Below are 20,839 nucleotides of genomic sequence, written 5' to 3' on the forward strand. Positions count from 1 at the left end.
CTTTGACACAGGGCAAGCCTGTGCGACGCTGTCCCAAGCCCCGTGAAAACGCCTCTGGCCCCTGTGGGTAAAATCCTGTAGGGGATCGGCTCTGCAAACAGGACCAGTACAGATGACCACACGCGCCGGATTCGTTGCCCTGATCGGAGAGCCCAACGCGGGCAAGTCGACCCTTCTGAACCGCATGGTCGGGGCCAAGGTCTCAATCGTGACCCATAAGGTGCAGACCACCCGCGCCCGCATCCGCGGCGTGGCGATGGAGGGTGATGCGCAGCTGGTGTTCGTCGATACCCCCGGCCTGTTCAAGCCGCGCCGCCGCCTGGACCGGGCGATGGTGGCCGCCGCCTGGGGCGGCGCTGCGGACGCTGACGTTGTCGTGCTGATGGTCGAGGCCCACCGCGGCATCACCGAAGGGGTTGAGACCATCCTCGAAGGCCTCGCGGAGATCGGCGAAGGCCGCACCGTGGCGCTGGCGATCAACAAGATCGACAAGGTGCCCGCGGAAAAACTTCTGGGCTTGGCCCAAAACCTGAACAGCCGCTACGCATTCGCCGAAACCTTCATGATCTCGGCAGAGCGCGGCCATGGCGTCGATGACCTGCGCAAATGGCTGGCGGGGAAGCTGCCGGAAAGCCCCTGGCTCTACCCCGAAGACCAGATCGCCGACCTGCCGATGCGGATGATCGCGGCGGAAATGACCCGCGAGAAGCTGACCCTGCGCCTGCACCAGGAGCTGCCCTACCAGCTGACCGTCGAGACCGAGAAATGGGAAGAGCGCAAGGACGGCTCCGCCCGCGTCGACCAGATCATCTATGTGGTCCGCGACGGCCACAAGGGGATCGTTCTGGGCAAACGCGGCGAGACGATCAAATCCGTCTCCCAGGCCGCCCGCGCCGAGCTGGAGGAATTCCTGGGCCGCAAGGTGCATCTGTTCCTGCAGGTGAAGGTGCGCCCGAACTGGCTGGAAGAGGCGGAGCGCTACTCTGAAATGGGCCTCGACTTCAAGGACGGCAATTGACGCCGCCCGTGCTTTTCATCTTTCCAAAAGTACTCCCGCCGGAGGCTCCCGCCCTCGCCCTCGCCTTTGGCGCGGGCGCAGGCGAGGGCGCGGCATGACCCGCCTCACCGCCCGCTTCTGGGTGGATGCCTACCTGGCCCGGCTGCGGTTTCAGGACATCCCGGCCTTCATCACCGCGCATGGCGACGACACCGCAGGCGCGGTGCTGGTCAAGCTCAACACGCTCGACGGCCAGGCCCGCGCCTTTCACCGCACCTACGACCTGATGAGCGGCAACCGCAAATGGGATGAGCTGTCCGCCGGCGCCGAGACGGAGGTCGATGCCTCCATCCGCCGCCAGCGCGAGTTCGACCCCGACCTCTGGGTGGTCGAGGTCGAGGACCGGCAGGGCCGCCACCTGCTGGACGAACCCGGCCTCGAATGATCCTGCCGCTTGCAGCCCATCCGGCAATGCGCTCAGGTAAGGCAGGCCGCAGGACAGGGAGGCAGGGCGTTGGAGTGGCGTGATCACGGCATATTGCTTTCGGTGCGCCGCCACGGCGAAAGCTCAGCCATCATCGACGTCTTTACCGAAGGCCACGGCCGCCATGCAGGCGTCGTGCGCGGCGGCGCCGGCCGCCGGATGGCCCCTATCCTGCAGCCCGGCGCGCAGCTGGACGTGACTTGGCGGGCGCGGCTTGAAGATCACCTGGGCAGCTACCATGCCGAACCCCTGCGCAGCCGGGCTGCCGCCGCGCTCTCCGGGCGGCTGGCGCTGGCCGGGCTCAACACCGTGACGGCGCTCTTGTCCTTTTGCCTGCCGGAGCGGGAACCGCATCCGGACCTCTATTCCCGCAGCGAACAGCTGCTCGACCTTCTAGGGAACGAAGACCTCTGGCCGCTGGCCTATTTGCGCTGGGAGCTGGCGCTGCTGGAGGAGATGGGCTTTGGCTTGGACCTGTCGGCCTGCGCCGTGACCGGCAGCCGCTTCGGTCTGGCTTACGTGTCGCCGAAAACCGGCCGGGCTGTTTCACGTGAAGGCGCAGGCGACTGGGCGGACCGGCTGCTGCCGCTGCCGCCGGTGATGCTGGGCCAGGGCAACGCTGACGATGCCGAAATCTTGCAAGCCCTGCGAACCACTGGCTACTTCCTGGAGGCGCACCTGGCGCCGTCGCTTGGCAACCATCCGCTGCCTGAGGCGCGCGGGCGGCTCATGGATCAGCTCAGCCGCCGTCTTTGAACAGCATCTCGCGGCCCGCCTCGTTGCTGAGGATCAGCACATCGCCCGACACCTCCGCCAGCGTCATCTCCTGCAGGGTATGGAGGAACGCGGCCTCAGCCTCCAGTTCCGGGCAGGCAGCGCGCGTCACCGCCAGCGGCCCGGTTTCAAACCACGGATAGGGGGCATTCTGGCTGCCTTGGAGACTGTTGCAAGGCCCGCGGCCGGCGATCCTGCCCGGTTCCGGAAACGTCAGGTGCGCGGAGGCTGGAAAGGCTGCACCATCGATGCTCTGGAGCTGCCACATCTTGCCTGCGGCGCCATAGGCCGACAGGCTCTCATCCCCAGCGCAGGCGTTTGCAAGCAGCAGGGAGCCGATCAGAGCAGCGCGCAGCATCAAGACCTCCAGCAATAGCATCTCAAATCAATTTGGGACGCGGCAGCGCCCCGCACAAGCAAAGCCTGCAGCAAGTGCTCCCGCCCGCCGCCGCGGCATTGGAAATGCCTTGCGCCCGTTGGGCCCGGCGCCGCGCAGGGCGCGGCGCCTGCCGTGTCATTCCGGCGAGGCACTGCCGCGCCGTGCGCAGCACGGCGCCCGGCTCAACGCCTCAGGCGCATTCCAGGAATGCGCCGCAAGGGGGCGGGAGCAGACCCATTCAGTTTGTGCGGATAATCTCGGCGACCTTGCGGCCGATCTCGCCGCTGGCCTTGATCGAGGGGTGGATCATGTCCGGCGCGTGGTAGGAGCGGTCGCCGTGGGGCACCATGTCCTTGTTTGACACAAAGAAGATACCTTCATCCTGTGCCGCCAGACGGGTGATGCGGGCTTCCAGTGCGTTGCCCTCGTCCCGGCAATGCTCGATCAGCGACCCCACGCCGGGGCTGCGCAGATAGCCGACGTAGATCACCTTGGCACCGGTTGCGCGCAGCTCTGACAGCATCGCGGCGATGGCCCCGCCACGCCCGTCAGCCGTGATCAGCTTGTCCATCTTGCGGCCGCAGGCAACGCAGCCGAGCCACAAGTCATTGCCGCCGCCGTTCACGATCACCCAGTCCCATTTCCCGGGCGTGTACTGCTTGCGGATGTTCATCCCGGCGGCGCCGGAAAGGGGCAGTTTGTAAAGTATCCGCGCGGCAGAGACCGAGCGGTCCACCACCGGTTCCTGCAACTCCCGCGCCACTGTGTCCGGAATCGATTTGCCCGCCAGGCTATGCCACGCCAGCAGGGAATCCCCCATCGCCAGGATGCGCGGGTGATCCGCCGGCACCGCATCACCGCAGGCGGACAGAAGAATCAGGAATGGCAGGAGGAGGCAGCGCAGCAGTGTCATACCCCCTTGTTAAACAGGTTTCGCAAAGGAGCGAACAACCTGTACTGGAAATAAAGTTATTTTGCGCTGCGGTTTCGGACCGGACGCATGCAGCGCGGGTCCGGGTGGTAAAAAAGCCCGGCGCGAACGCCGGGCAAGAAGGGGAATGCTCCCCTGCGGTGGTCACTGGCGGCGGTCAGCCCAGCAGGCGGCGGGCGATGACCTGCGCCTGGATTTCGGCAGCACCCTCAAAGATGTTGAGGATGCGGGCATCGCACAGCACGCGGGAGATCTTGTATTCCATCGCAAAGCCGTTGCCGCCGTGGATCTGCAAGCCATTGTCCGCGGCCGCCCAGGCGACCCGCGCGCCCAGGAGCTTGGCCATGCCGGCCTCCAGGTCGCAGCGGTGGCCGTGGTCCTTTTCCCAGGCCGAGAAATAGGTGAGCTGGCGGGCGATCATGATCTCCACCGCCATCATCGCCAGCTTGCCGGAGACGCGCGGGAAATTGATCAGCGCCTTGCCGAACTGCTTGCGCTCCTGCGCGTACTGCATGGCGATATCCAGCGCCGACTGCGCCACGCCGATGGCGCGGGCCGCGGTCTGGATGCGGGCCGATTCAAAGGTCTCCATCAGCTGCTTGAAGCCCTTGTTCTCCTCGCCGCCCAGCAGGTTTTCCTGCTTCACGTGGAAATTGTCGAAGCCCAGCTCGTATTCCTTCATGCCGCGGTAGCCCAGCACCTCGATCTCGCCGCCGGTCATGCCTTCGGTCGGGAACGGGTGCTCATCTGTGCCCGGGGTCTTCTCCGCCAGGAACATCGACAGCCCGCGGTGATCTGTGGTGTTCGGGTCGGTGCGCGCCAGCAGGGTCATCACGTGGGTGCGGGCGGCGTGGGTGATCCAGGTCTTGTTGCCGGTGATTTTGTAGTCGCCGTTCTCGTCCTTGACCGCACGGGTGCGTAAGTTGCCAAGGTCGGAGCCGGTGTTCGGCTCGGTGAAGACGGCGGTGGGCAGGATTTCAGCGCTGGCGAGCTTCGGCAGCCAGTTGGCTTTCTGCTCCTCGGTGCCGCCGCAGAGGATCAGTTCTGCCGCGATTTCAGAGCGGGTGCCTAGCGAGCCGACACCGATATAGCCGCGCGACAGCTCCTCGGAGACCACCACCATCGAGGCCTTCGAGAGGCCGAAGCCGCCGTATTCTTCCGGAATGGTCAGGCCAAAGACGCCCATCTCCGCCAGCTCCTCGATCACCTCCATCGGGATCAGCTCATCCTTCAGGTGCCAGTCATGGGCATTTGGCTCGACCTTCTCCACCGCATAGCGGCGGAACTGGTCGCGGATCATCTCCAGCTCTTCTTCCAGGCCGGAGTTGCCGAACATGGTGGAACCGGCCTGCACCTCCATCAGCTCCACCAGCCGGGTCCGTGCGGCCTGGCTGTTGCCATGCGCGCAAAGCGTCTCCACCGCGGGCACCTTCAGCGTGTTCAGCGCGTCAGCGCCCAGGCCCAGATCCTGCAGGCGGATGATCTCGCCCTGGTTCATCTGGATGCCGCCGCTGACCTGCAGCAGGTATTCGCCAAAGCCGATCTGGTGGATCAGCTGCTCCATCTCGCCGAATTTGCCTTCGGCCTGCAGGTTTTCCGCCCATTTCTGCATCTGCCGCAGGCAGTAGACGTAAGTGGCAAGCCACGACAGCCCGTGTGCCGCCACCTGGTTTTCCTCGATCAGACGGCCGGATACCCGGCCCTCCTCGCTCACCATATCCTTGACCGAGGCGCGCGCGGCCTCAAACAGCTGGTTTAGCGGTTCCAGCGATGCGGCGGTCAGCGCCAGCAGGTCGGGAATGAGAGTCGGTTTCATATGCAAGTCCTGTCCGTCGTGGGCCATGAATCAGATCCTTCTTCGGTCGCCCGGTGGTAAATCATTTTGCAGGTGCAGCGCAACAAAAATACTAACTGGCGTGTCATTTGGATCAAATATTGCGTGTCGATTTTGCCAGTGCAGCACGCTGCGGATGTGATAGAGCGGTGGCATGACGGCACTGTTTTCTCTCCTTTCCCCGGCGGAGCTGTCGGCTGCATTTGGCATTGCGCTGCTGGCCGGCACCGTCAAAGGCCTGGTCGGTTTTGCCATGCCGATGATCTTTATCTCCGGCCTCAGTCTGTTTCTGGCGCCCGATTTGGCGCTTGCAGGGCTGATTTTGCCAACCTTGGTTGCAAACGGGATGCAGGCGCTGCGGCAAGGTCCGGCGGCCGCCCTGGCCTCGATCCGCCGGTTCCGGGTGTTCCTGCTGACTGGTCTTGTCTGCCTGCTGCTCAGTGCGCAGATGGTGCGGGTTCTGCCGCAGCAGGCGCTGCTTCTTGTGATTGGCCTGCCGGTGACGGTCTTTGCCTGCATTCAGCTGATGGGAAAGGTGCTCACCCTCTCCAATCCCAGCCGCCGCAGCGAGGCTGTAGTGGGGGGCGTTGCCGGGCTGATCGGCGGCGTCTCGGGCGTCTGGGGGCCGCCGACGGTGGCTTACCTGACGGCGCTGGGCACCGAGAAGACAGAACAGATCCGGGTGCAAGGGGTGATCTACGGCCTGGGTGCGGTGGCGCTTCTGGTTGCGCATACCGGCTCAGGTGTGATGCGGGCCGAAACGGCACCATTCTCGCTGGCGCTGATCGTGCCGGCGGTGGCGGGGATGTGGATCGGCGGGCGGTTGCATGACCGGATCGACCAGGCGCTGTTCCGGCAGGCAACGCTGGTGGTTTTGCTGGTTGCGGGGCTGAACCTGCTGCGCCGCGGGCTGTTGATGTAGGCAAGGCGCAGGCGGGAGGGATCATGTCTCAAAGGTTCAATGCGCAGCAGCTGGCAACGGGCTCTATCTTTGTTGCGCTGGCGGTGATGGGGCTGAAAATCGCGGCCTGGATGATGACCGGCTCGGTGGCCCTGTTGTCCGATGCCCTGGAATCGCTGGTGAACATCGGCGGCGCGGTAATGGCCTGGTTCGCAGTGCGCTATGCGCAGCGGCCGCCGGACGCAGGCCACCCCTATGGCCACCACAAGGCCGAATACTTCTCGGCAGTGATCGAAGGCATCCTGATCGTGATCGCCGCGCTGGTGATCGTGCATGAGGCCGTGAACGCCCTTTCCCGGCCGGAGATGGCGGATTGGGCCCCCGCGGGCCTGCTGGTCAACGCGCTGGCGATGGCGGTGAACCTCCTGTGGGCGCAAGTCCTGCTGCGGGCAGGCGCAAGGCTGAGCTCTCCGGCGCTGTCGGCAGGCGGGCGGCACCTGATGAGCGATGTCTGGACCTCTGCCGGGGTGCTGGCGGGGCTGGGGCTGGCACTGGCCAGCGGCTGGGCCATTCTCGACCCGCTGCTGGCGCTGCTGGTGGCGGTGAACATCTTGCGGGAGGGGTGGCGGGTGATCGCGTCCTCCGTCAACGGGCTGATGGACATGGCCGCACCCGAAGCGGAGCGCGCGCGAATCGAGGAGATCATCCACCGCTCCGCGGCCGGGGCGCTGCAGGTGCACGGGCTGAAAACCCGCCGCGCCGGCCGCGCCCTGTTTGTCGAGTTTCACATGGTGGTGGACGGCGCCATGTCCGTGCAGGCCGCGCATGACATTTGCGACCGGGTGGAGGCGGCCCTGAAAGCGGCGCTTCCGGATGCGCAGGCGGTGATTCACGTGGAGCCCGAACACAAGCTGGAGCCGGCCGGGATCAAGCCGCGCTGAAGCGTTTGCAATTCCGCCCGGCCTCCCGTTTAAGCGCTGTCAAACAGGCAAAGGAGCAGGCGCATGGCGATGGAGTGGAACAGGCTGCTGAACCCGGGGCGGCTGTGCCGGCCGGAGTATGGCGAGAAACCGGGCCGCCCGGCCTACCTGCAGGACTACGACCGGATCCTGTTTTCGGAGCCATTCCGCCGCCTGGCGCAGAAAACCCAGGTGCACCCGCTGCATAACCATGACCACGTGCACCACCGGATGATCCACAGCATGGAAACCGCCAGCGTGGGTCGTTCGCTGGGCGCAGGGGTAGGAGCTGCGCTGGCGGAGCGCGGCAGCCTGGCAGCGGATCAGGTGGCGCGTCTGGCAGGCCACGTCGAGGCCGCCTGCCTGGTGCATGACATCGGCAACCCGCCGTTTGGCCACTCCGGCGAGGACAGCATCGGCGACTGGTTCGCAGCTCAGTTCCGGTCCGGCCACGGCATCGCAGCACAAGTGCCGCCGCACCTGCGCGCCGAGTTCGAGCATTTCGAGGGCAACGCGCAGGGTTTCCGCATCGTCGGGCGCTTGGAATACGCGCAGCAGCAGGGCGGGCTGCGGCTCAGCTATGCGACGCTGGGGGCGTTCATGAAATACCCCTGCACCCGTCTGGCGCGGGATGAGGCTGTTGGGGCCGGCAAGGCGCCCTATGTCGGCCTCAAGAAATTCGGCGTGTTCCAGTCGGAAGCAGCGCTGTTTGAAGAGACCGCCGAGGCGCTGGGCCTTCCGGCCGAACCGGGCGGCTGGCGGCGGCGGCATCCGCTGGCCTTTCTGGTCGAGGCGGCGGATGACATCTGCTACCGCATTCTGGATATCGAGGACGCGGCCAGCATGGGCGATTTGGACCGCACTGAGGTTGCGGAGGCGCTGGAAGCGATCGTCGGCAAACCGAACGAGGACCGCGGCCTGCCGATGCGCGACCGCATCGGGCTGCTGCGCGCCTTTGCCATCGGCCAGTCGATCGACGCCGCCGTGACCGCCTTTCTGGAAAACTATGACGCCATCCTGATGGGCGAATTCAACGACGGGCTGATGGAAGTGTCCTCCAAGGCGCAGGCCTTTGCCCGGCTGAAAGAGCTGTCAGAGCAGCGGATCTTTGTGGCCCGCCGCAAGACTGAACTGGAGATCACCGGGCGCCAAGTGCTGCACGCGGTGCTGGACCACTTCCACGGTCTTTACGGCGACCTGGCCGCGTGCGGCTGGGACGTCGAGGAACTGAAGGCAAGGCACGGCTACTGGGCCAAGCTGATCCGTGCCGTGGATCTGGACCTGCGCAGGGTGGAGGACGCCTATACGGCGATGCACGCGCTGGCTGATTTCGTCTCCGGCATGACGGACCGCTATGCGCTCAAGGTGCGGGATATGGTTGCGGGATCGGTGTCCCGCTAACCGGCCTTGGAGCCGCTGGCGGCCTCCCGCGCCTCGTCGCGCTTGCGCTGGGCCATCGTGTCGGTGATGCGGTTGGCCCAGCGGTTGTTCTCATCCGCCAGCGCCTTGATCTCCCGGGCAAGATAGGCAAAACCCAGACCCGCCTTGCCTGCCCGCGCGGCCTCGATCCCGGCGTTTATGGCCAGAATGGACAGCTTCTGCACCGACCGCAGGATGTTCTCGGCAAGATTGATGATCTCGGCGTTGGCCGCCTCGGTGCGGTTCAGCGTCTCCTGCAGTTCCCTGCGCAGGCTAACCTCGGCCGAGGCATCCACAACCAGTCCTTCCAGATAGATCATTTCACCGCTGTCGCTGAACACTGCGTTGCCGCGTTCGCGCACCCAGGTTTCGGAGCCATCGGGCCGGCTGAGCCGGTAGGCAACGTCCCAGTTTCCCCGCTTTTCAATGGCAGCATCCACATCGGCAAAGACGCGGTCGATATCCTCTGCATGGGTCAATCCGGCATAAGATACCTTTGCGTTTCCCAGAATGTCCGATTTCGGGCAGCCGCAGAGTTTTTCGACCTGTCCCGCCATGAATTTCATGGTGAAGTTCTCGTCATTGGCGCAGCGGTACACAAAAGCGCTTCCGGTGCTGAATATGCTGTTGAAAACCGTCAAAGCCTCTCTATCCACTTCGCCCTCCCCGGATGCGGCGCAAATATCGGTAAATCAGGCGCAAAGCTGCGCTTGCGGAAGATTTGCGCCGGAAGGGTTAAAGAAGTGTTTAGGGTAAAATTAATTTCCTTAAATGAAAAACCCCGGCGCAGGGCCGGGGTTTTCTTTCCTCAGGGGAATGCGGTCGGCCTCAGCCGATGGCCGCGGCCTTCACGTCGTCGTCGATGAACGGCAGATACTGTTCGAAGTTGTCGGAGAACATCTGCACCAGCTTGGCCGCCTGCGCGTCATAGGCCGACTTGTCGTCCCAGGTGCGGCGCGGATCCAGCAGCAGTTCCGGCACGCCCGGCACATTGACCGGCACGTCAAAGCCGAAGTTGGCGTCCTTGCGGAATTTTGCATCCGCCAGGGAGCCGTCCAGCGCCGCGGTCAGCAGCGCGCGGGTGGCCTTGATCGGCATCCGGCTGCCGGTGCCATAGGCGCCGCCGGTCCAGCCGGTGTTCACCAGCCAGCAGGTCGCGCCGTGCTGGGCAATCTTCTCGCGCAAGAGGTTGCCGTAAACCTCCGGGCGGCGCGGCATGAAGGGCGCGCCAAAGCAGGTGGAGAAGGTCGGCTCCGGCTCGGTCACGCCGCGCTCGGTGCCCGCCACCTTGGAGGTGAAGCCGGACAGGAAGTGGTACATCGCCTGCGCCGGGGTCAGCCGCGCGATCGGAGGCAGCACGCCGAAGGCATCGCAGGTCAGCATAATGATGTTCTTCGGGTGGCCGCCGCGGGCGCTGGACGATGCATTGGAGATGTAATGCAGCGGGTAGGCGCAGCGCATGTTGGCGGTCAGGCTGTCGTCGTTGAAATCCAGCTCCTTGGTCTCCGGATCGAACACCATGTTCTCGATCACGGTGCCGAACTTGGAGGTGGTGGCATAGATTTCCGGCTCAGCCTCGGGGTTCAGGTTGATGGTCTTGGCATAGCAGCCGCCTTCGAAGTTGAAGGTGCCGTTGTCGGCCCAGCCATGCTCGTCATCGCCGATCAGAACGCGGTCGGGGTCGGCGGACAGGGTGGTCTTGCCGGTGCCGCTAAGGCCAAAGAACACGGCCGTGTCGACCGGGTTGCCCTTGGCGTGGTTGGCGGAGCAGTGCATCGGCATGATGCCCTTTTCCGGCAGCAGGTAGTTCAGCAGGGTGAACACGGATTTCTTGTTCTCGCCTGCGTATTCGGTGCCGCCGATCAGGATCATCTTGCGGTCGAAGTTCATCGCGATGATCGTGTCGCTGCGGCAGTCGTGCCGCTTGGGATCGGCCTTGAAGCTGGGGCAGTTGATGACGGTGAAATCGGCGGTGAAATCATCCAGGTCTTCACGGTCAGGACGGCGCAGCATGGTGCGGATGAACAGGTTGTGCCAGGCCAGCTCGGTCACCATGCGGACGTTGATCGCATGTGCCGGATCAGCGCCGCCCACCAGGTCCTGGACGAAGTAGTCCTTGCCCTTCATGTGCTCCAGCATGTCGGCATAAAGCGCATCAAAGCCTTCCGGGCTCATCGCCGCATTGTTGTCCCACCAGATGGTGTCGCGCACGCTGTCGGTTTTTACGACGTGTTTATCCTTGGGCGAGCGGCCGGTGAATTTGCCGGTGGTGACCAGGAAGGCGCCGCCATTGCCCAGCGTGCCTTCGCCGCGCTTCAGCGCGGCTTCGATCAGCGCCGGCTCCATGAAGTTGTAATAGACATTGCCCAGGCCCTCGATGCCCTGATCTTCGAGGCGGAATTGCGGGTTAACCCGTCCAGATGTCATGCGTTTTTTCTCCTGTGGCGGCGCGGGCGGCACGCAGGCTGCGCGGCTGCGCCATTGGGGCAATAGAAAACGGCGTCGCTGCCGGTGGCGCGGTCTTAACATGGCGTTTTAGTCGGTGAACAGGCCGGCTTACCCTAGTTAGCGCCACCAAGGCGATGTTTAGCGCAACCATTATTTGCAATGGCGAAAAGCGCCCGCTTGTTCAGCAGACGCTAAGGTATTTTTGCCCCAATAGAGTCCAAAGATCGCCGCGATTCCTCAAATGGGATTGATTCGGCGCATCAGAACGGCGATGAAGTTGGCTAAAACAAAACAGTGAACAGAGCAGATTAGGGGCAATTCCAATGTCAAAGATTGCTTTGGTTGACGATGACAGGAACATCCTGACATCGGTTTCCATGACGCTTGAGGCCGAGGGCTTTGAGGTCGAAACCTATAATGACGGCCAGGCGGCGCTGGATGCGTTCAACAAGAAGCTGCCCGATATGGCGGTGCTGGACATTAAGATGCCGCGCATGGATGGCATGGACCTGCTGCAGCGGCTGCGCCAGAAAACCCAGATGCCGGTGATCTTCCTGACCTCCAAGGACGACGAGATCGACGAGGTTCTGGGACTGCGGATGGGTGCTGACGACTATGTCAAGAAACCCTTCTCGCAGAGGCTCTTGGTGGAGCGGATCCGGGCGCTGTTGCGCCGTCAGGAGGCGATCAGCAGCGATGCCGCCGGCACCAGCAGCCCCGAGACCAAGGTGATGGAGCGGGGCAATCTGCGGATGGACCCGCTGCGCCACGCGGTCAGCTGGAAGGGCAGGGATGTGTCGCTGACGGTGACCGAATTCCTGTTGCTGCAGGCGCTGGCCCAGCGGCCGGGGTTTGTCAAAAGCCGCGACCAGCTGATGGATGTGGCCTATGATGACCAGGTTTATGTGGACGACCGCACCATCGACAGCCATATCAAGCGTCTGAGGAAGAAGATGCGCAGCGCGGATCCGGAATTTGCGGCAATCGAAACTCTTTATGGAATCGGTTACCGTTATAATGAAGAATAGGCGGCACGTTTAAGCGGGGCGCAAGCCCCCGGCCGGAGGAGTGGGCGCGCATGCGCGATACCAGCATAGTGCAACGCCAGCAGGGCGGCGATGTGGTCTTGGGGGAGGATTGGGTCACCCCCGAGCAATCCGTCACGCGGGAAATGCGGGTCAAACGCGCGCGCCGCGGGCTGCTGTCGCTCAAGGGCTCGCCGCTCACCCGCAAGATCATCACCTTCAACCTGATTGCGCTGATCATTCTGGTCTCTGGCATCCTCTATCTGAATTCCTCGCGCCAAAGCCTGGTGCAGCAGCGTGCCGGCGCGCTGGTCTCTGAGGCGATGCTCGCAGCCGACGTGTTTGAAGCGGAAATGCCGGCTGCAGGATCGGTCAGCTTTGCGGCCGGCGATGGCATCCAGGCCGAGGACACGCTGGCGCGTCTCAGCCTGCGCGGCGGCGTTGAGGCTTTTGTCTTCGACACCACCGGCAATCTGATTTCCAGCGTCAAGGGAGTCGATCGCAGCGATGCCCTGAATGTGCTGAATGACAGCGGCACCAGCAGGACTCTGATCAGCGATATGCTGTCTGCACTGTGGGGCATTGCCGGCAGCAGCAGCGCACCTGCTAGCGGCACGGAGGGTCCCGGCCCGTCGCTGGAGCAGCGGCTGGGCGGCCTGGTCGGCCAGGCGATGAACGGCGGCACCGGGGTTGAAACCGTGGTCGACACCACCGGCAGCCGGGTGATTTCTGCCGCGACACCGATCCTCCACAACGGGGCGGCCGTCGGCGTGATTGCCCTGACTTCGCCCACCGGCGAAGTGGACGCGCTGGTGCGCGGCGAGCAGGAGCGGGTGCTGCAGATGTTCGTTGTCGCCCTGCTGGTCTCGGTCGGCCTCAGCCTGGTGCTGGCCTCCACCATCGCCAACCCGCTGGCCGACCTCGCCGAGGCCGCCGAACTGGGCCGCGAGCGCGGCAGCCGCAAATCCAGCCCGGGCCGGATCCGCATTCCCGACCTCTCCGCCCGCCCGGATGAGATCGGCCGCCTCAGCCGGGCTTTGCGCGGCATGGTCAAGGCGCTGTATTCCCGCATCGACAGCAACGAACAGTTTGCTGCCGATGTGGCGCATGAAATCAAGAACCCTCTGGCCAGTTTGCAGTCGGCCGTCGGCACCCTGCGCATGGTCAAGCGCGACGATCAGCGCGAGAAGCTGATGGATGTGATCGAACATGACGTACGTCGCCTGGACCGGTTGGTCAGCGACATCTCCAATGCCTCGCGGCTCGACGCCGAGCTGGTTAAGGAGGAGGAAGAGGAGTTCGACCTGCTGGCCATGCTGGGCAATCTGAACCAGTATCTGGGCGAGGACGCCCGCGCCAAGGGGATCGACTATATCACCGATCTTCCGGCCCAGCCGATTATGCTGCAAGGGCTGGAGGCCCGGCTGGCACAGGTCTTTGTCAACCTGATCACCAACGCCATCTCCTTCTGCGAGGAGGGCGACGCCATCCGCGTCTGGGCGCGGCGCCGCGCCAACCGGGTGCTGGTGGTGGTCGAGGACACCGGCCCCGGCATCCCGGACCAGGCGCTGTCCAAGATCTTCAAACGCTTCTACTCGCAGCGCCCGATGGAGCATTTCGGCAATAACTCCGGCCTTGGCCTGGCGATCTCCAAGCAGATCGTCGAGGCACATGGCGGCGTGATCTGGGCCGAAAACATCCGCCCGACTGAGGCCGATGTCACCTCCGAACCCCTGGGCGCGCGGTTCGTGGTTGGTCTGCCGGTGTAATCTATGCCTGAACCTGAAAGCCTCATCCTGCATGCCTCCTGCGTCGCACTGGAGGGGCGGGGGCTTTTGATCACCGGCACCTCCGGCCAGGGTAAGTCCGCGCTGGCGCTGCAGCTGATGGCCTTTGGCGCCCAGCTGGTGGCGGATGACCGGGTGCAGGTCCAGCTTCTGGACGGTCTGCTGGTCGCCAGCACGCCGGAACCGATCCGCGGGCTGATCGAGGCACGCTTTATGGGGCTGCTGCACGCGCAGATCCGCAGCCCGGTGCCAGTGGCGGCGCTGGTGGACCTCGACGAAACGGAAACCGAACGCCTGCCGGTGCGCCGCACAACCCGGCTTCTGGAGCAGGAGGTGGCCCGGCTCAGACGGGTGGACGGCGCCCATTTCGCCCCGGCCCTGATGCAATACCTCAGATGCGGAGCATTGGACCCGGATGCCTGAGCAGGTGAAACAGGCGGTACCGGCGGTTCTGGTCACCGGCCCCTCCGGCGCAGGCCGGACCACGGCGATCAACGTGCTGGAGGATCTCGGGTTCGAGGCGATCGACAACCTGCCCCTGCGCCTCTTGCCCGGGCTGTTCGACGCCGCCGCTGCGCCGCGCCCGATGGCGCTGGGGCTGGACAGCCGCAACCGGGACTTCTCGCCGCGCGCGCTCTTGGATGTGATCGACATGCTGGCCGGGCGCGGCGAGCTGGAGCTGACCGTGCTCTATCTCGACGCACAGCCGGATGTGCTGCTGCGCCGTTATTCGGAAACCCGCCGCCGCCACCCGCTGGCGCCTGCCGAATCTCCAGGCGAAGGCGTGCGCCGCGAACTCGACCTGATGGGGCCGATCCGCGACCGGGCCGACATCCTGCTGGACACATCGGAAATGAACGTCCACCAGCTGAAGGCGGAGATTGAGCGCTGGTTCGCACCGGAGGGCAGGGCACTGGCGCTGTCTGTGCAAAGCTTCTCCTACAAGCGCGGCATGCCGCACGGCATCGATATGGTATTCGACTGCCGGTTCCTGGCGAACCCCTACTGGGAGCCGGCGCTGCGGCGGCTGAGCGGCGAGGACCGTGCGGTTCAGGACTACGTCAAGACGGACCCCTTGTATGAGCCGTTCTTCACCCGGGTTCTGGACCTGACCCGGCTGCTGCTGCCCGCCTACCGCCACGAAGGGAAGTCGCATCTTTCCATCGCCTTCGGCTGCACCGGCGGCCAGCACAGATCGGTGACGATGGCGGAAACCCTGGCCAAGGCCCTTGCGGAAGACGGCCAGCAAGTGTCAATTAGACACCGCGAGCTGCAAGGCCAGCAAAAAAGTGAGAGGCCGGGTTGATCGGGATTGTGATCGTTGCGCATGGCGGGCTGGCGAAGGAGTACCTCGCCGCGGTGGAACACGTTGTGGGTCCGCAGCCCAGCCTGGTGGCCATCGCCATCGGACCCGATGACGACCGGGCGGCCAAGCAGGACGAGATCTGCGCCGCCGCCAATGAGGTCGACACCGGCGGCGGGGTTGTGGTTGTGACAGACCTGTTCGGCGGGTCGCCCTCCAACCTCAGCCTCAAGGCCTGCGCACCGCCCGACCGCCGCATTCTTTACGGGGCCAACCTTCCGATGCTGATCAAGCTGGCGAAATCCCGCCACTTGCCGGTGGCCGATGCGGTCCGGCAGGCCATGGAGGCCGGGCGCAAGTATATCAACGCGCAAAACGTAAACCCTGACGGGGAGCAGGCACACTAAATGGCTCTGAAGACGCTGAAAATCATCAACGAAAAAGGGCTGCACGCCCGCGCCTCGGCCAAGCTGGTAGAGGTGGTCGAAGGGTTTGACGCCTCGGCTGAGGTGATAAAGGACGGGCTGTCCGCCTCCGGTGACAGCATTATGGGCCTTTTGATGTTGGCAGCCTCGAAAGGAACGACTATTGACGTCGAGACTTCGGGGCCCGATGCTGATGCGCTGGCGCATGCGCTGGAGGCCCTGGTGGCCGACAAGTTCGGCGAGGGCTACTAAGCCCGCGCCGGCAGCGGAACGGGAAGAGCACATTGGCGGATACCGCACACGACAGGAACACCGGCATCGCATCGGAGACCGCTGAGCAGACGGGCGAGGTCTATGACCGCCGCACGCTGACCTATGCCAACTCCTTTGATGACCGCTGGACCTCCCTGGCGATCAAGACGATGGAATGGCTGACCGGCAAGCTGACGATCCTGCGCATGGTCAGCAAGTTCGAGAAGCAGAACGCCGAATACCGCGGCCAGAAGTTCTGGCGCGGGGCGCTCAACACCATGGGCATCGACCTGAAGACCCCGCAGGAGCAGATCGACAATATCCCCGCTGACGGGCCGGTGGTGATCGTTGCCAACCACCCGCACGGCATGGTCGATGGCATGATCTTTGCCGATCTCATTGGCCGCCGCCGCCTCGACTACCGCATCCTGACCCGCTCGGTGCTGACCGGCCTGGACGAGGCTGCGACCTCCTTCATGATCCCGGTTCCCTTCCCGCATGACCCCGAAGCGCAGCGCAAGATGGTCGATATGCGGGCCAAGACCATGGCGTTCCTCAAGGAGGGCGGCGCGGTGGCGCTGTTCCCCTCGGGCGTGGTGATGTCGTCGGACAGCTGGTTCGGCCCCGCGATTGAGCGCGAATGGAACGTCTTCACCGCCCAGCTGATCCGCCGCTCCGGCGCCCGGGTGGTGCCGATCTACTTCCCCGGACATAATTCGCGCTGGTATCAGATCGCCTGCCAGATCTCGCCGATCCTGCGCCAGGGCCTCTTGCTGCATGAAATCGTGCGCTCCTGCAACAAGCCGCAGGCGCCGGTGGTTGGCAGGCCGCTGACGGACGCGCAGATGGAAAAGCTGCACAGCGACCCGCGCGGCTTCATGGCCTGGCTGCGCGAGCATACGCTCAGCCTCGGCAAAGACGGCTGATCAGGCTCCAGTTCTTCTTCTGGCTGGAAATATCCCGGGGGTGAATTGGCCGCGAGGCCAAGAGGGGGCGGCGCCCCCTCCCGCCGCTCAGGATCAGCGCGTCGGCACCGGCGTTTCGCCGCGGTAGTCGTAGAAGCCGCGCTGGGTTTTGCGGCCCAGCCATCCGGCCTCAACGTATTTGGTCAGCAGCGGGCAGGGGCGGTACTTGGTGTCCGCCAGCCCGTCGTGCAGCACGTTCATGATCGCCAGGCAGGTATCCAGCCCGATGAAATCCGCCAGCTCCAGCGGCCCCATCGGATGGTTGGCGCCCAGCTTCATCGACTCGTCAATCGATTTGACGGAACCGACACCCTCGTAGAGCGTATAGACCGCCTCGTTGATCATCGGCATCAGAATGCGGTTGACGATGAAGGCCGGAAAATCCTCTGCGCTGGCCGAGGTCTTGCCCAGCCGCGCCACCACTTCCTGGCAGGCGCTGAAAGTCGGCTCGTCGGTGGCAATGCCGCGGATCAGTTCGACCAGCTGCATCACCGGCACCGGGTTCATGAAATGGAACCCCATGAACCGCTCGGGGCGGTCGGTGCGGCTGGCCAGACGGGTGATCGAGATCGAAGACGTGTTGGACGTCAGGATGGTATGCGGCTTCAGATGCGGCTGCAGGTCTTCGAAAATGGCCTGCTTCACGGTCTCGCGCTCGGTGGCGGCCTCGATCACCAGATCGGTTGCGCCGACATCGGCCAGCTTCAGCGACGGCTGAATGCGGGCCAGTGCCGCTTTCATGTCCGCTTCAGCGATCTTACCCTTGCCGGCCTGGCGCTCCATGTTCTTGTGGATCAGGCTCAGCGCGCTGTCCAGCGCCTGCTGGCTGACGTCATTCAGCACAACATCATACCCGGCAAGCGCCATGACGTGGGCAATGCCATTGCCCATCTGCCCGGCGCCGATCACACCAACCTTCTGAATTTCCATGCCTCAGGCTCCCGAAATATCTGCCGCAACCTTACTGGCCGGGGAAGGGCGGGCACAAGAGCAGCTTGGGTGGATTTGAGGCAAATTCTCACTTTAGGGAAATTGCAATGGTTCGCCTTCAGAGTGAGTCTCGGGTGAAAAATTGGTGGTGAAATGAGCTATGAACTCAAAAGCGCGGGGGCGCTTTCGGGGGAACCATGCAGATATGGGGAATCCCGGCTGCTGGTGCGGGGGCCGCAACGGTCCTTGGCCGAGCCTTACGTTGCTTTTCTAGGCGGAACCGAAGTTTACGGGCGATTCGTTGAATTTCCCTTTGTCGACTCCCTGCAAAGCCGGCTGGGCGTGGATTGCATCAACCTCGGCAGCGTGAATGCCGGGCTGGACAGTTTTGTGCAGGATGAAACCCTGACCGGCATCGCCAGGGGCGCGCAGGTCTCGGTGCTGCAAATGCTGGGCGCGCAGAACATCTCGAACCCTTATTACCGGGTGCATCCGCGCCGCAATGACCGCTTTTTGCAGGCGCAGCCCGCGCTCAAGGCGCTGTATCCGGAGGTGGACTTTACCGAATTCCACTTTAACAAGCATCTGCTCTGCACGTTGCGGGACATCTCCGGCCAGCGGTTCGAACAGGTGCGCGAACAGCTGCAGCGCAGCTGGATCGAACGGATGAGCAGGCTGATCGAGGCGCTGGAGGGCCGCGTGCTGCTGCTGTGGCTGCGCTATCATCTGGAGGCGGATGCCGGTTTCCCGGATGAGCCGGTTCTGGTGGACCGCGCGATGGCCGATACTTTGCGCCCCAAGGTGCAGGGGATCCTGGAATTCCGGGCCGAATCCGCGGCAGCCGCGCGCGATATTGCCGGCATGGTGTTCGGCCAGATGGAGCTGCCGGCAGCACGCCACATGATCGGGCCGAAAGAGCATTTGCGCATCGCCGATGCCCTGGCCGGCTGCCTGGAACCGATGCTTCCGCGGAAATAGCACCTAGGTGCGGATCAAAAAAAGGCCCGCCATTTGGCGGGCCTTTCTGTTTCTTCAGCGGTCTAGCGGGGCTTAGCCCAGCTTCTCGGTCAGCGCCGGGACGGCGTCGAACAGGTCGGCAACCAGGCCGAAGTCCGCAACCTGGAAGATCGGCGCTTCTTCGTCCTTGTTGATTGCCACGATGACCTTGGAGTCTTTCATGCCCGCCAGGTGCTGGATCGCACCGGAGATGCCGACGGCGACATACAGGTCCGGGGCGACGACCTTGCCGGTCTGACCCACCTGCCAGTCGTTCGGGGCATAGCCCGAGTCGACCGCCGCGCGGGATGCGCCAACGGCTGCGCCCAGCTTGTCGGCCAGGTTTTCGATCAGTTTGAAGTTTTCCTCGGAGCCAACGCCGCGGCCGCCGGAGACAACGATGCCGGCCGAAGTCAGCTCGGGGCGGTCGCTTGCGGCAACCTTGTCTTCGATCCATTCGGACAGGCCCGGGTTTTCCGCCGCAGAGATGGTCTCAACCGATGCCGAGCCGCCTTCGCCAGCTGCGTCGAAGGACGCGGTGCGGAAGGAGACGACTTTCTTGGCGTCTTTCGATTTCACGGTCTGGATCGCGTTGCCGGCATAGATCGGGCGCTCGAAGGTGTCGCCGTCGACAACACCGGACACGTCCGAGATCACCATCACGTCCAAGAGCGCGGCGACGCGCGGCAGAACGTTCTTGGCGTCGGTGGTGGCCGGAGCAACGATGTGCTCATAGTCAGACGCCAGGCCGGCGATCAGCGCGGCGGTCGGCTCCGCCAGGCGGTGGCCCAGCGATGCGTCCTCGGCGACCAGCACCTTGGACACGCCTGCGATCTTGGCAGCTTCTTCGCCAGCCGCAGCAGCGGAGGCGCCAGCGGCCAGAACGGTCACGTCACCCAGCTTGGAAGCTGCAGCCACGGCTTTGGCGGTTGCGTCCATCGACAGCGCGCCGTCGGTCACTTCAGCAAGGAGAAGAACAGCCATTACACAGCCCCCGCTTCTTTGAGTTTCTCAACCAGCTCGTCGACGGAGCCGACAATGATGCCTGCGGCGCGTGCCGGCGGCTCTTTGGTGTCGACGATTTCCAGGCGCGGCGTGACATCGACGCCATAATCGGCGGCGGTTTTCTCGTCCAGCGGCTTTTTCTTCGCTTTCATGATGTTCGGCAGCGACGCATAGCGCGGCTCGTTCAGGCGCAGGTCCACGGTGATGATGGCGGGCATCTTCACGGAAATGGTCTGCAGGCCGCCGTCGACCTCGCGGGTGACCTTGGCGGTTTCGCCCTCGATGTCCAGCTCGGAGGCGAAGGTGCCCTGGGACCAGCCCAGCAGCGCCGACAGCATCTGGCCGGTGGCGTTCATGTCGTTGTCGATCGCCTGCTTGCCGCAGAGCACGATGCCGGGCTGCTCTTCCTCGACCACTTTGGCCAGGATCTTGGCAACGGCCAGCGGCTCGATGTCGGTGTGCACGTCGTCGGCAGCAACCACCAGGATGGCGCGGTCTGCGCCCATCGCCAGCGCGGTGCGCAGGGTTTCCTGAGCCTGCTTCACGCCGATCGAAACCGCAACGACCTCGTCAGCCTTGCCGGCTTCCTTCAGGCGGATGGCTTCTTCAACGGCGATTTCGTCGAAGGGGTTCATCGACATTTTGACGTTGGCGAGATCGACACCGCTGCCGTCCGCTTTGACGCGGACTTTCACGTTGTAGTCAATCACGCGTTTGACAGGCACAAGTACCTTCATTTTGCGTTCTCTCCTTAACAAACGGCAAGCCGCCCAGGGCGACTCCCCCTCTATGCTCTCGCAGCGTTGATACCGGCTGGTGTGCGCCTGCAACAGGGCAAAATCGTCACGTTAGCGCACGCCGACGTCGCGTATGCTCATTTGGAACATCATTTTTGCAAGAATGTTTCCGCTGGGAAATCCGCCTGCCGCAACGGCAGAACGCTGCTGCCGCGACGGCAGGACGCCGCTGCCGCAGCGGCAGGGCGGCGCTGCCGCACATGACGCGTTTGGCGCCGGATTCGCCAG

At 64.0% G+C, this 20,839-nt stretch carries 22 protein-coding genes; 14 read left to right on the forward strand and 8 right to left on the reverse strand.

Going from position 1 to position 20,839, the window contains the following annotated elements:
* Positions 1–112 precede the first annotated feature (112 nt).
* The 3 genes from era (at position 113) to recO (ending at position 2,237) form a co-directional block, all read left to right on the forward strand.
* Complete coding sequence (gene era, locus PHA8399_RS12645) at positions 113–1,018, forward strand: GTPase Era (RefSeq protein WP_058286506.1); 906 nt, start codon at positions 113–115, stop codon at positions 1,016–1,018.
* A 94-nt stretch (positions 1,019–1,112) separates the two neighbouring features.
* Positions 1,113–1,442 (forward strand): DUF1491 family protein, encoded by a 330-nt coding sequence (locus PHA8399_RS12650; RefSeq protein ID WP_008557039.1) that lies wholly within the window; start codon positions 1,113–1,115, stop codon positions 1,440–1,442.
* A gap of 69 nt (positions 1,443–1,511) precedes the next feature.
* The gene (gene recO, locus PHA8399_RS12655) at positions 1,512–2,237 is read left to right on the forward strand and encodes a DNA repair protein RecO (protein ID WP_058286507.1); all 726 of its coding nucleotides are present in this window, start codon (positions 1,512–1,514) and stop codon (positions 2,235–2,237) included.
* Here the strand turns inward: recO and PHA8399_RS12660 are convergent.
* The 3 genes from PHA8399_RS12660 to PHA8399_RS12670 form a co-directional block, all read right to left on the reverse strand.
* Positions 2,221–2,613 (reverse strand): META domain-containing protein, encoded by a 393-nt coding sequence (locus PHA8399_RS12660; RefSeq protein WP_058286533.1) that lies wholly within the window; start codon positions 2,611–2,613, stop codon positions 2,221–2,223. The two genes, recO and PHA8399_RS12660, sit on opposite strands and share 17 nt — an antisense overlap.
* A gap of 259 nt (positions 2,614–2,872) precedes the next feature.
* Positions 2,873–3,547, reverse strand: a complete 675-nt coding sequence (locus tag PHA8399_RS12665; RefSeq protein WP_058286508.1) for an SGNH/GDSL hydrolase family protein — start codon at positions 3,545–3,547, stop codon at positions 2,873–2,875.
* Between the two features lie 175 nt (positions 3,548–3,722).
* On the reverse strand, positions 3,723–5,408 hold the full coding sequence (locus tag PHA8399_RS12670) for an acyl-CoA dehydrogenase family protein (protein ID WP_058286509.1): 1,686 nt from the start codon (positions 5,406–5,408) through the stop codon (positions 3,723–3,725).
* Positions 5,409–5,553: 145 nt separating this feature from the next.
* Here PHA8399_RS12670 and PHA8399_RS12675 point away from each other — a divergent pair, with 145 nt between their 5' ends.
* The 3 genes from PHA8399_RS12675 to dgt all read left to right on the forward strand — a co-directional run bounded on the left by PHA8399_RS12675 (position 5,554) and on the right by dgt (position 8,660).
* Positions 5,554–6,321, forward strand: coding sequence for a sulfite exporter TauE/SafE family protein (locus PHA8399_RS12675; RefSeq protein ID WP_058286510.1), 768 nt, complete (start codon positions 5,554–5,556; stop codon positions 6,319–6,321).
* 23 nt (positions 6,322–6,344) lie between these two features.
* Positions 6,345–7,241 carry a cation diffusion facilitator family transporter gene (locus PHA8399_RS12680; RefSeq protein WP_058286511.1) on the forward strand — a complete coding sequence of 299 codons (897 nt, stop codon included), beginning with the start codon at positions 6,345–6,347 and terminating at the stop codon, positions 7,239–7,241.
* 63 nt (positions 7,242–7,304) lie between these two features.
* Complete coding sequence (gene dgt / locus PHA8399_RS12685; RefSeq protein ID WP_208856300.1) at positions 7,305–8,660, forward strand: dGTP triphosphohydrolase; 1,356 nt, start codon at positions 7,305–7,307, stop codon at positions 8,658–8,660.
* Here the strand turns inward: dgt and PHA8399_RS12690 are convergent.
* Together PHA8399_RS12690 and PHA8399_RS12695 are read right to left on the reverse strand one after the other, a co-directional pair.
* Entirely contained in the window at positions 8,657–9,277 is a 621-nt protein-coding gene (locus PHA8399_RS12690) for a methyl-accepting chemotaxis protein (protein ID WP_145977035.1), read from the reverse strand. The genes dgt and PHA8399_RS12690 overlap by 4 nt on opposite strands.
* Before the next feature lie 229 nt (positions 9,278–9,506).
* On the reverse strand, positions 9,507–11,105 hold the full coding sequence (locus PHA8399_RS12695; RefSeq protein WP_058286513.1) for a phosphoenolpyruvate carboxykinase: 1,599 nt from the start codon (positions 11,103–11,105) through the stop codon (positions 9,507–9,509).
* A 344-nt stretch (positions 11,106–11,449) separates the two neighbouring features.
* Between PHA8399_RS12695 and PHA8399_RS12700 the strand changes: the two genes are divergently transcribed.
* The 7 genes from PHA8399_RS12700 to PHA8399_RS12730 are packed head-to-tail and all read left to right on the forward strand — an operon-like array spanning position 11,450 to position 16,844.
* Entirely contained in the window at positions 11,450–12,154 is a 705-nt protein-coding gene (locus PHA8399_RS12700; protein WP_058286514.1) for a response regulator transcription factor, read from the forward strand.
* A 50-nt stretch (positions 12,155–12,204) separates the two neighbouring features.
* Positions 12,205–13,920 (forward strand): sensor histidine kinase, encoded by a 1,716-nt coding sequence (locus PHA8399_RS12705; protein WP_058286515.1) that lies wholly within the window; start codon positions 12,205–12,207, stop codon positions 13,918–13,920.
* 3 nt (positions 13,921–13,923) lie between these two features.
* On the forward strand, positions 13,924–14,361 hold the full coding sequence (locus tag PHA8399_RS12710; protein ID WP_058286516.1) for an HPr kinase/phosphorylase: 438 nt from the start codon (positions 13,924–13,926) through the stop codon (positions 14,359–14,361).
* Positions 14,354–15,244, forward strand: coding sequence for an RNase adapter RapZ (rapZ, locus tag PHA8399_RS12715; protein ID WP_058286517.1), 891 nt, complete (start codon positions 14,354–14,356; stop codon positions 15,242–15,244). The genes PHA8399_RS12710 and rapZ overlap by 8 nt, the downstream gene beginning before the upstream one ends.
* Positions 15,241–15,648, forward strand: coding sequence for a PTS sugar transporter subunit IIA (locus PHA8399_RS12720; RefSeq protein ID WP_058286518.1), 408 nt, complete (start codon positions 15,241–15,243; stop codon positions 15,646–15,648). Before rapZ ends, PHA8399_RS12720 begins: the two co-directional genes overlap by 4 nt.
* Positions 15,649–15,918, forward strand: coding sequence for an HPr family phosphocarrier protein (locus PHA8399_RS12725; RefSeq protein WP_027235562.1), 270 nt, complete (start codon positions 15,649–15,651; stop codon positions 15,916–15,918). It abuts the gene before it with no gap.
* Between the two features lie 32 nt (positions 15,919–15,950).
* The gene (locus tag PHA8399_RS12730) at positions 15,951–16,844 is read left to right on the forward strand and encodes a lysophospholipid acyltransferase family protein (protein WP_058286519.1); all 894 of its coding nucleotides are present in this window, start codon (positions 15,951–15,953) and stop codon (positions 16,842–16,844) included.
* A 93-nt stretch (positions 16,845–16,937) separates the two neighbouring features.
* Here the strand turns inward: PHA8399_RS12730 and PHA8399_RS12735 are convergent, their stop codons facing one another.
* Positions 16,938–17,813, reverse strand: coding sequence for a 3-hydroxybutyryl-CoA dehydrogenase (locus PHA8399_RS12735; protein ID WP_058286520.1), 876 nt, complete (start codon positions 17,811–17,813; stop codon positions 16,938–16,940).
* A gap of 153 nt (positions 17,814–17,966) precedes the next feature.
* On the opposite strand from PHA8399_RS12735, the gene PHA8399_RS12740 reads away from it, so the two are divergent.
* On the forward strand, positions 17,967–18,791 hold the full coding sequence (locus tag PHA8399_RS12740; protein WP_058286521.1) for a DUF6473 family protein: 825 nt from the start codon (positions 17,967–17,969) through the stop codon (positions 18,789–18,791).
* 72 nt (positions 18,792–18,863) lie between these two features.
* Here the strand turns inward: PHA8399_RS12740 and PHA8399_RS12745 are convergent, their stop codons facing one another.
* Complete coding sequence (locus PHA8399_RS12745; RefSeq protein ID WP_058286522.1) at positions 18,864–19,793, reverse strand: electron transfer flavoprotein subunit alpha/FixB family protein; 930 nt, start codon at positions 19,791–19,793, stop codon at positions 18,864–18,866.
* On the reverse strand, positions 19,793–20,551 hold the full coding sequence (locus PHA8399_RS12750) for an electron transfer flavoprotein subunit beta/FixA family protein (protein ID WP_058286523.1): 759 nt from the start codon (positions 20,549–20,551) through the stop codon (positions 19,793–19,795). The genes PHA8399_RS12745 and PHA8399_RS12750 overlap by 1 nt, the downstream gene beginning before the upstream one ends.
* Between the last annotated feature and the right edge of the window lie 288 nt (positions 20,552–20,839).

The sequence above is a fragment of the Leisingera aquaemixtae genome, from assembly GCF_001458395.1.
Lineage (GTDB): Bacteria > Pseudomonadota > Alphaproteobacteria > Rhodobacterales > Rhodobacteraceae > Leisingera > Leisingera aquaemixtae.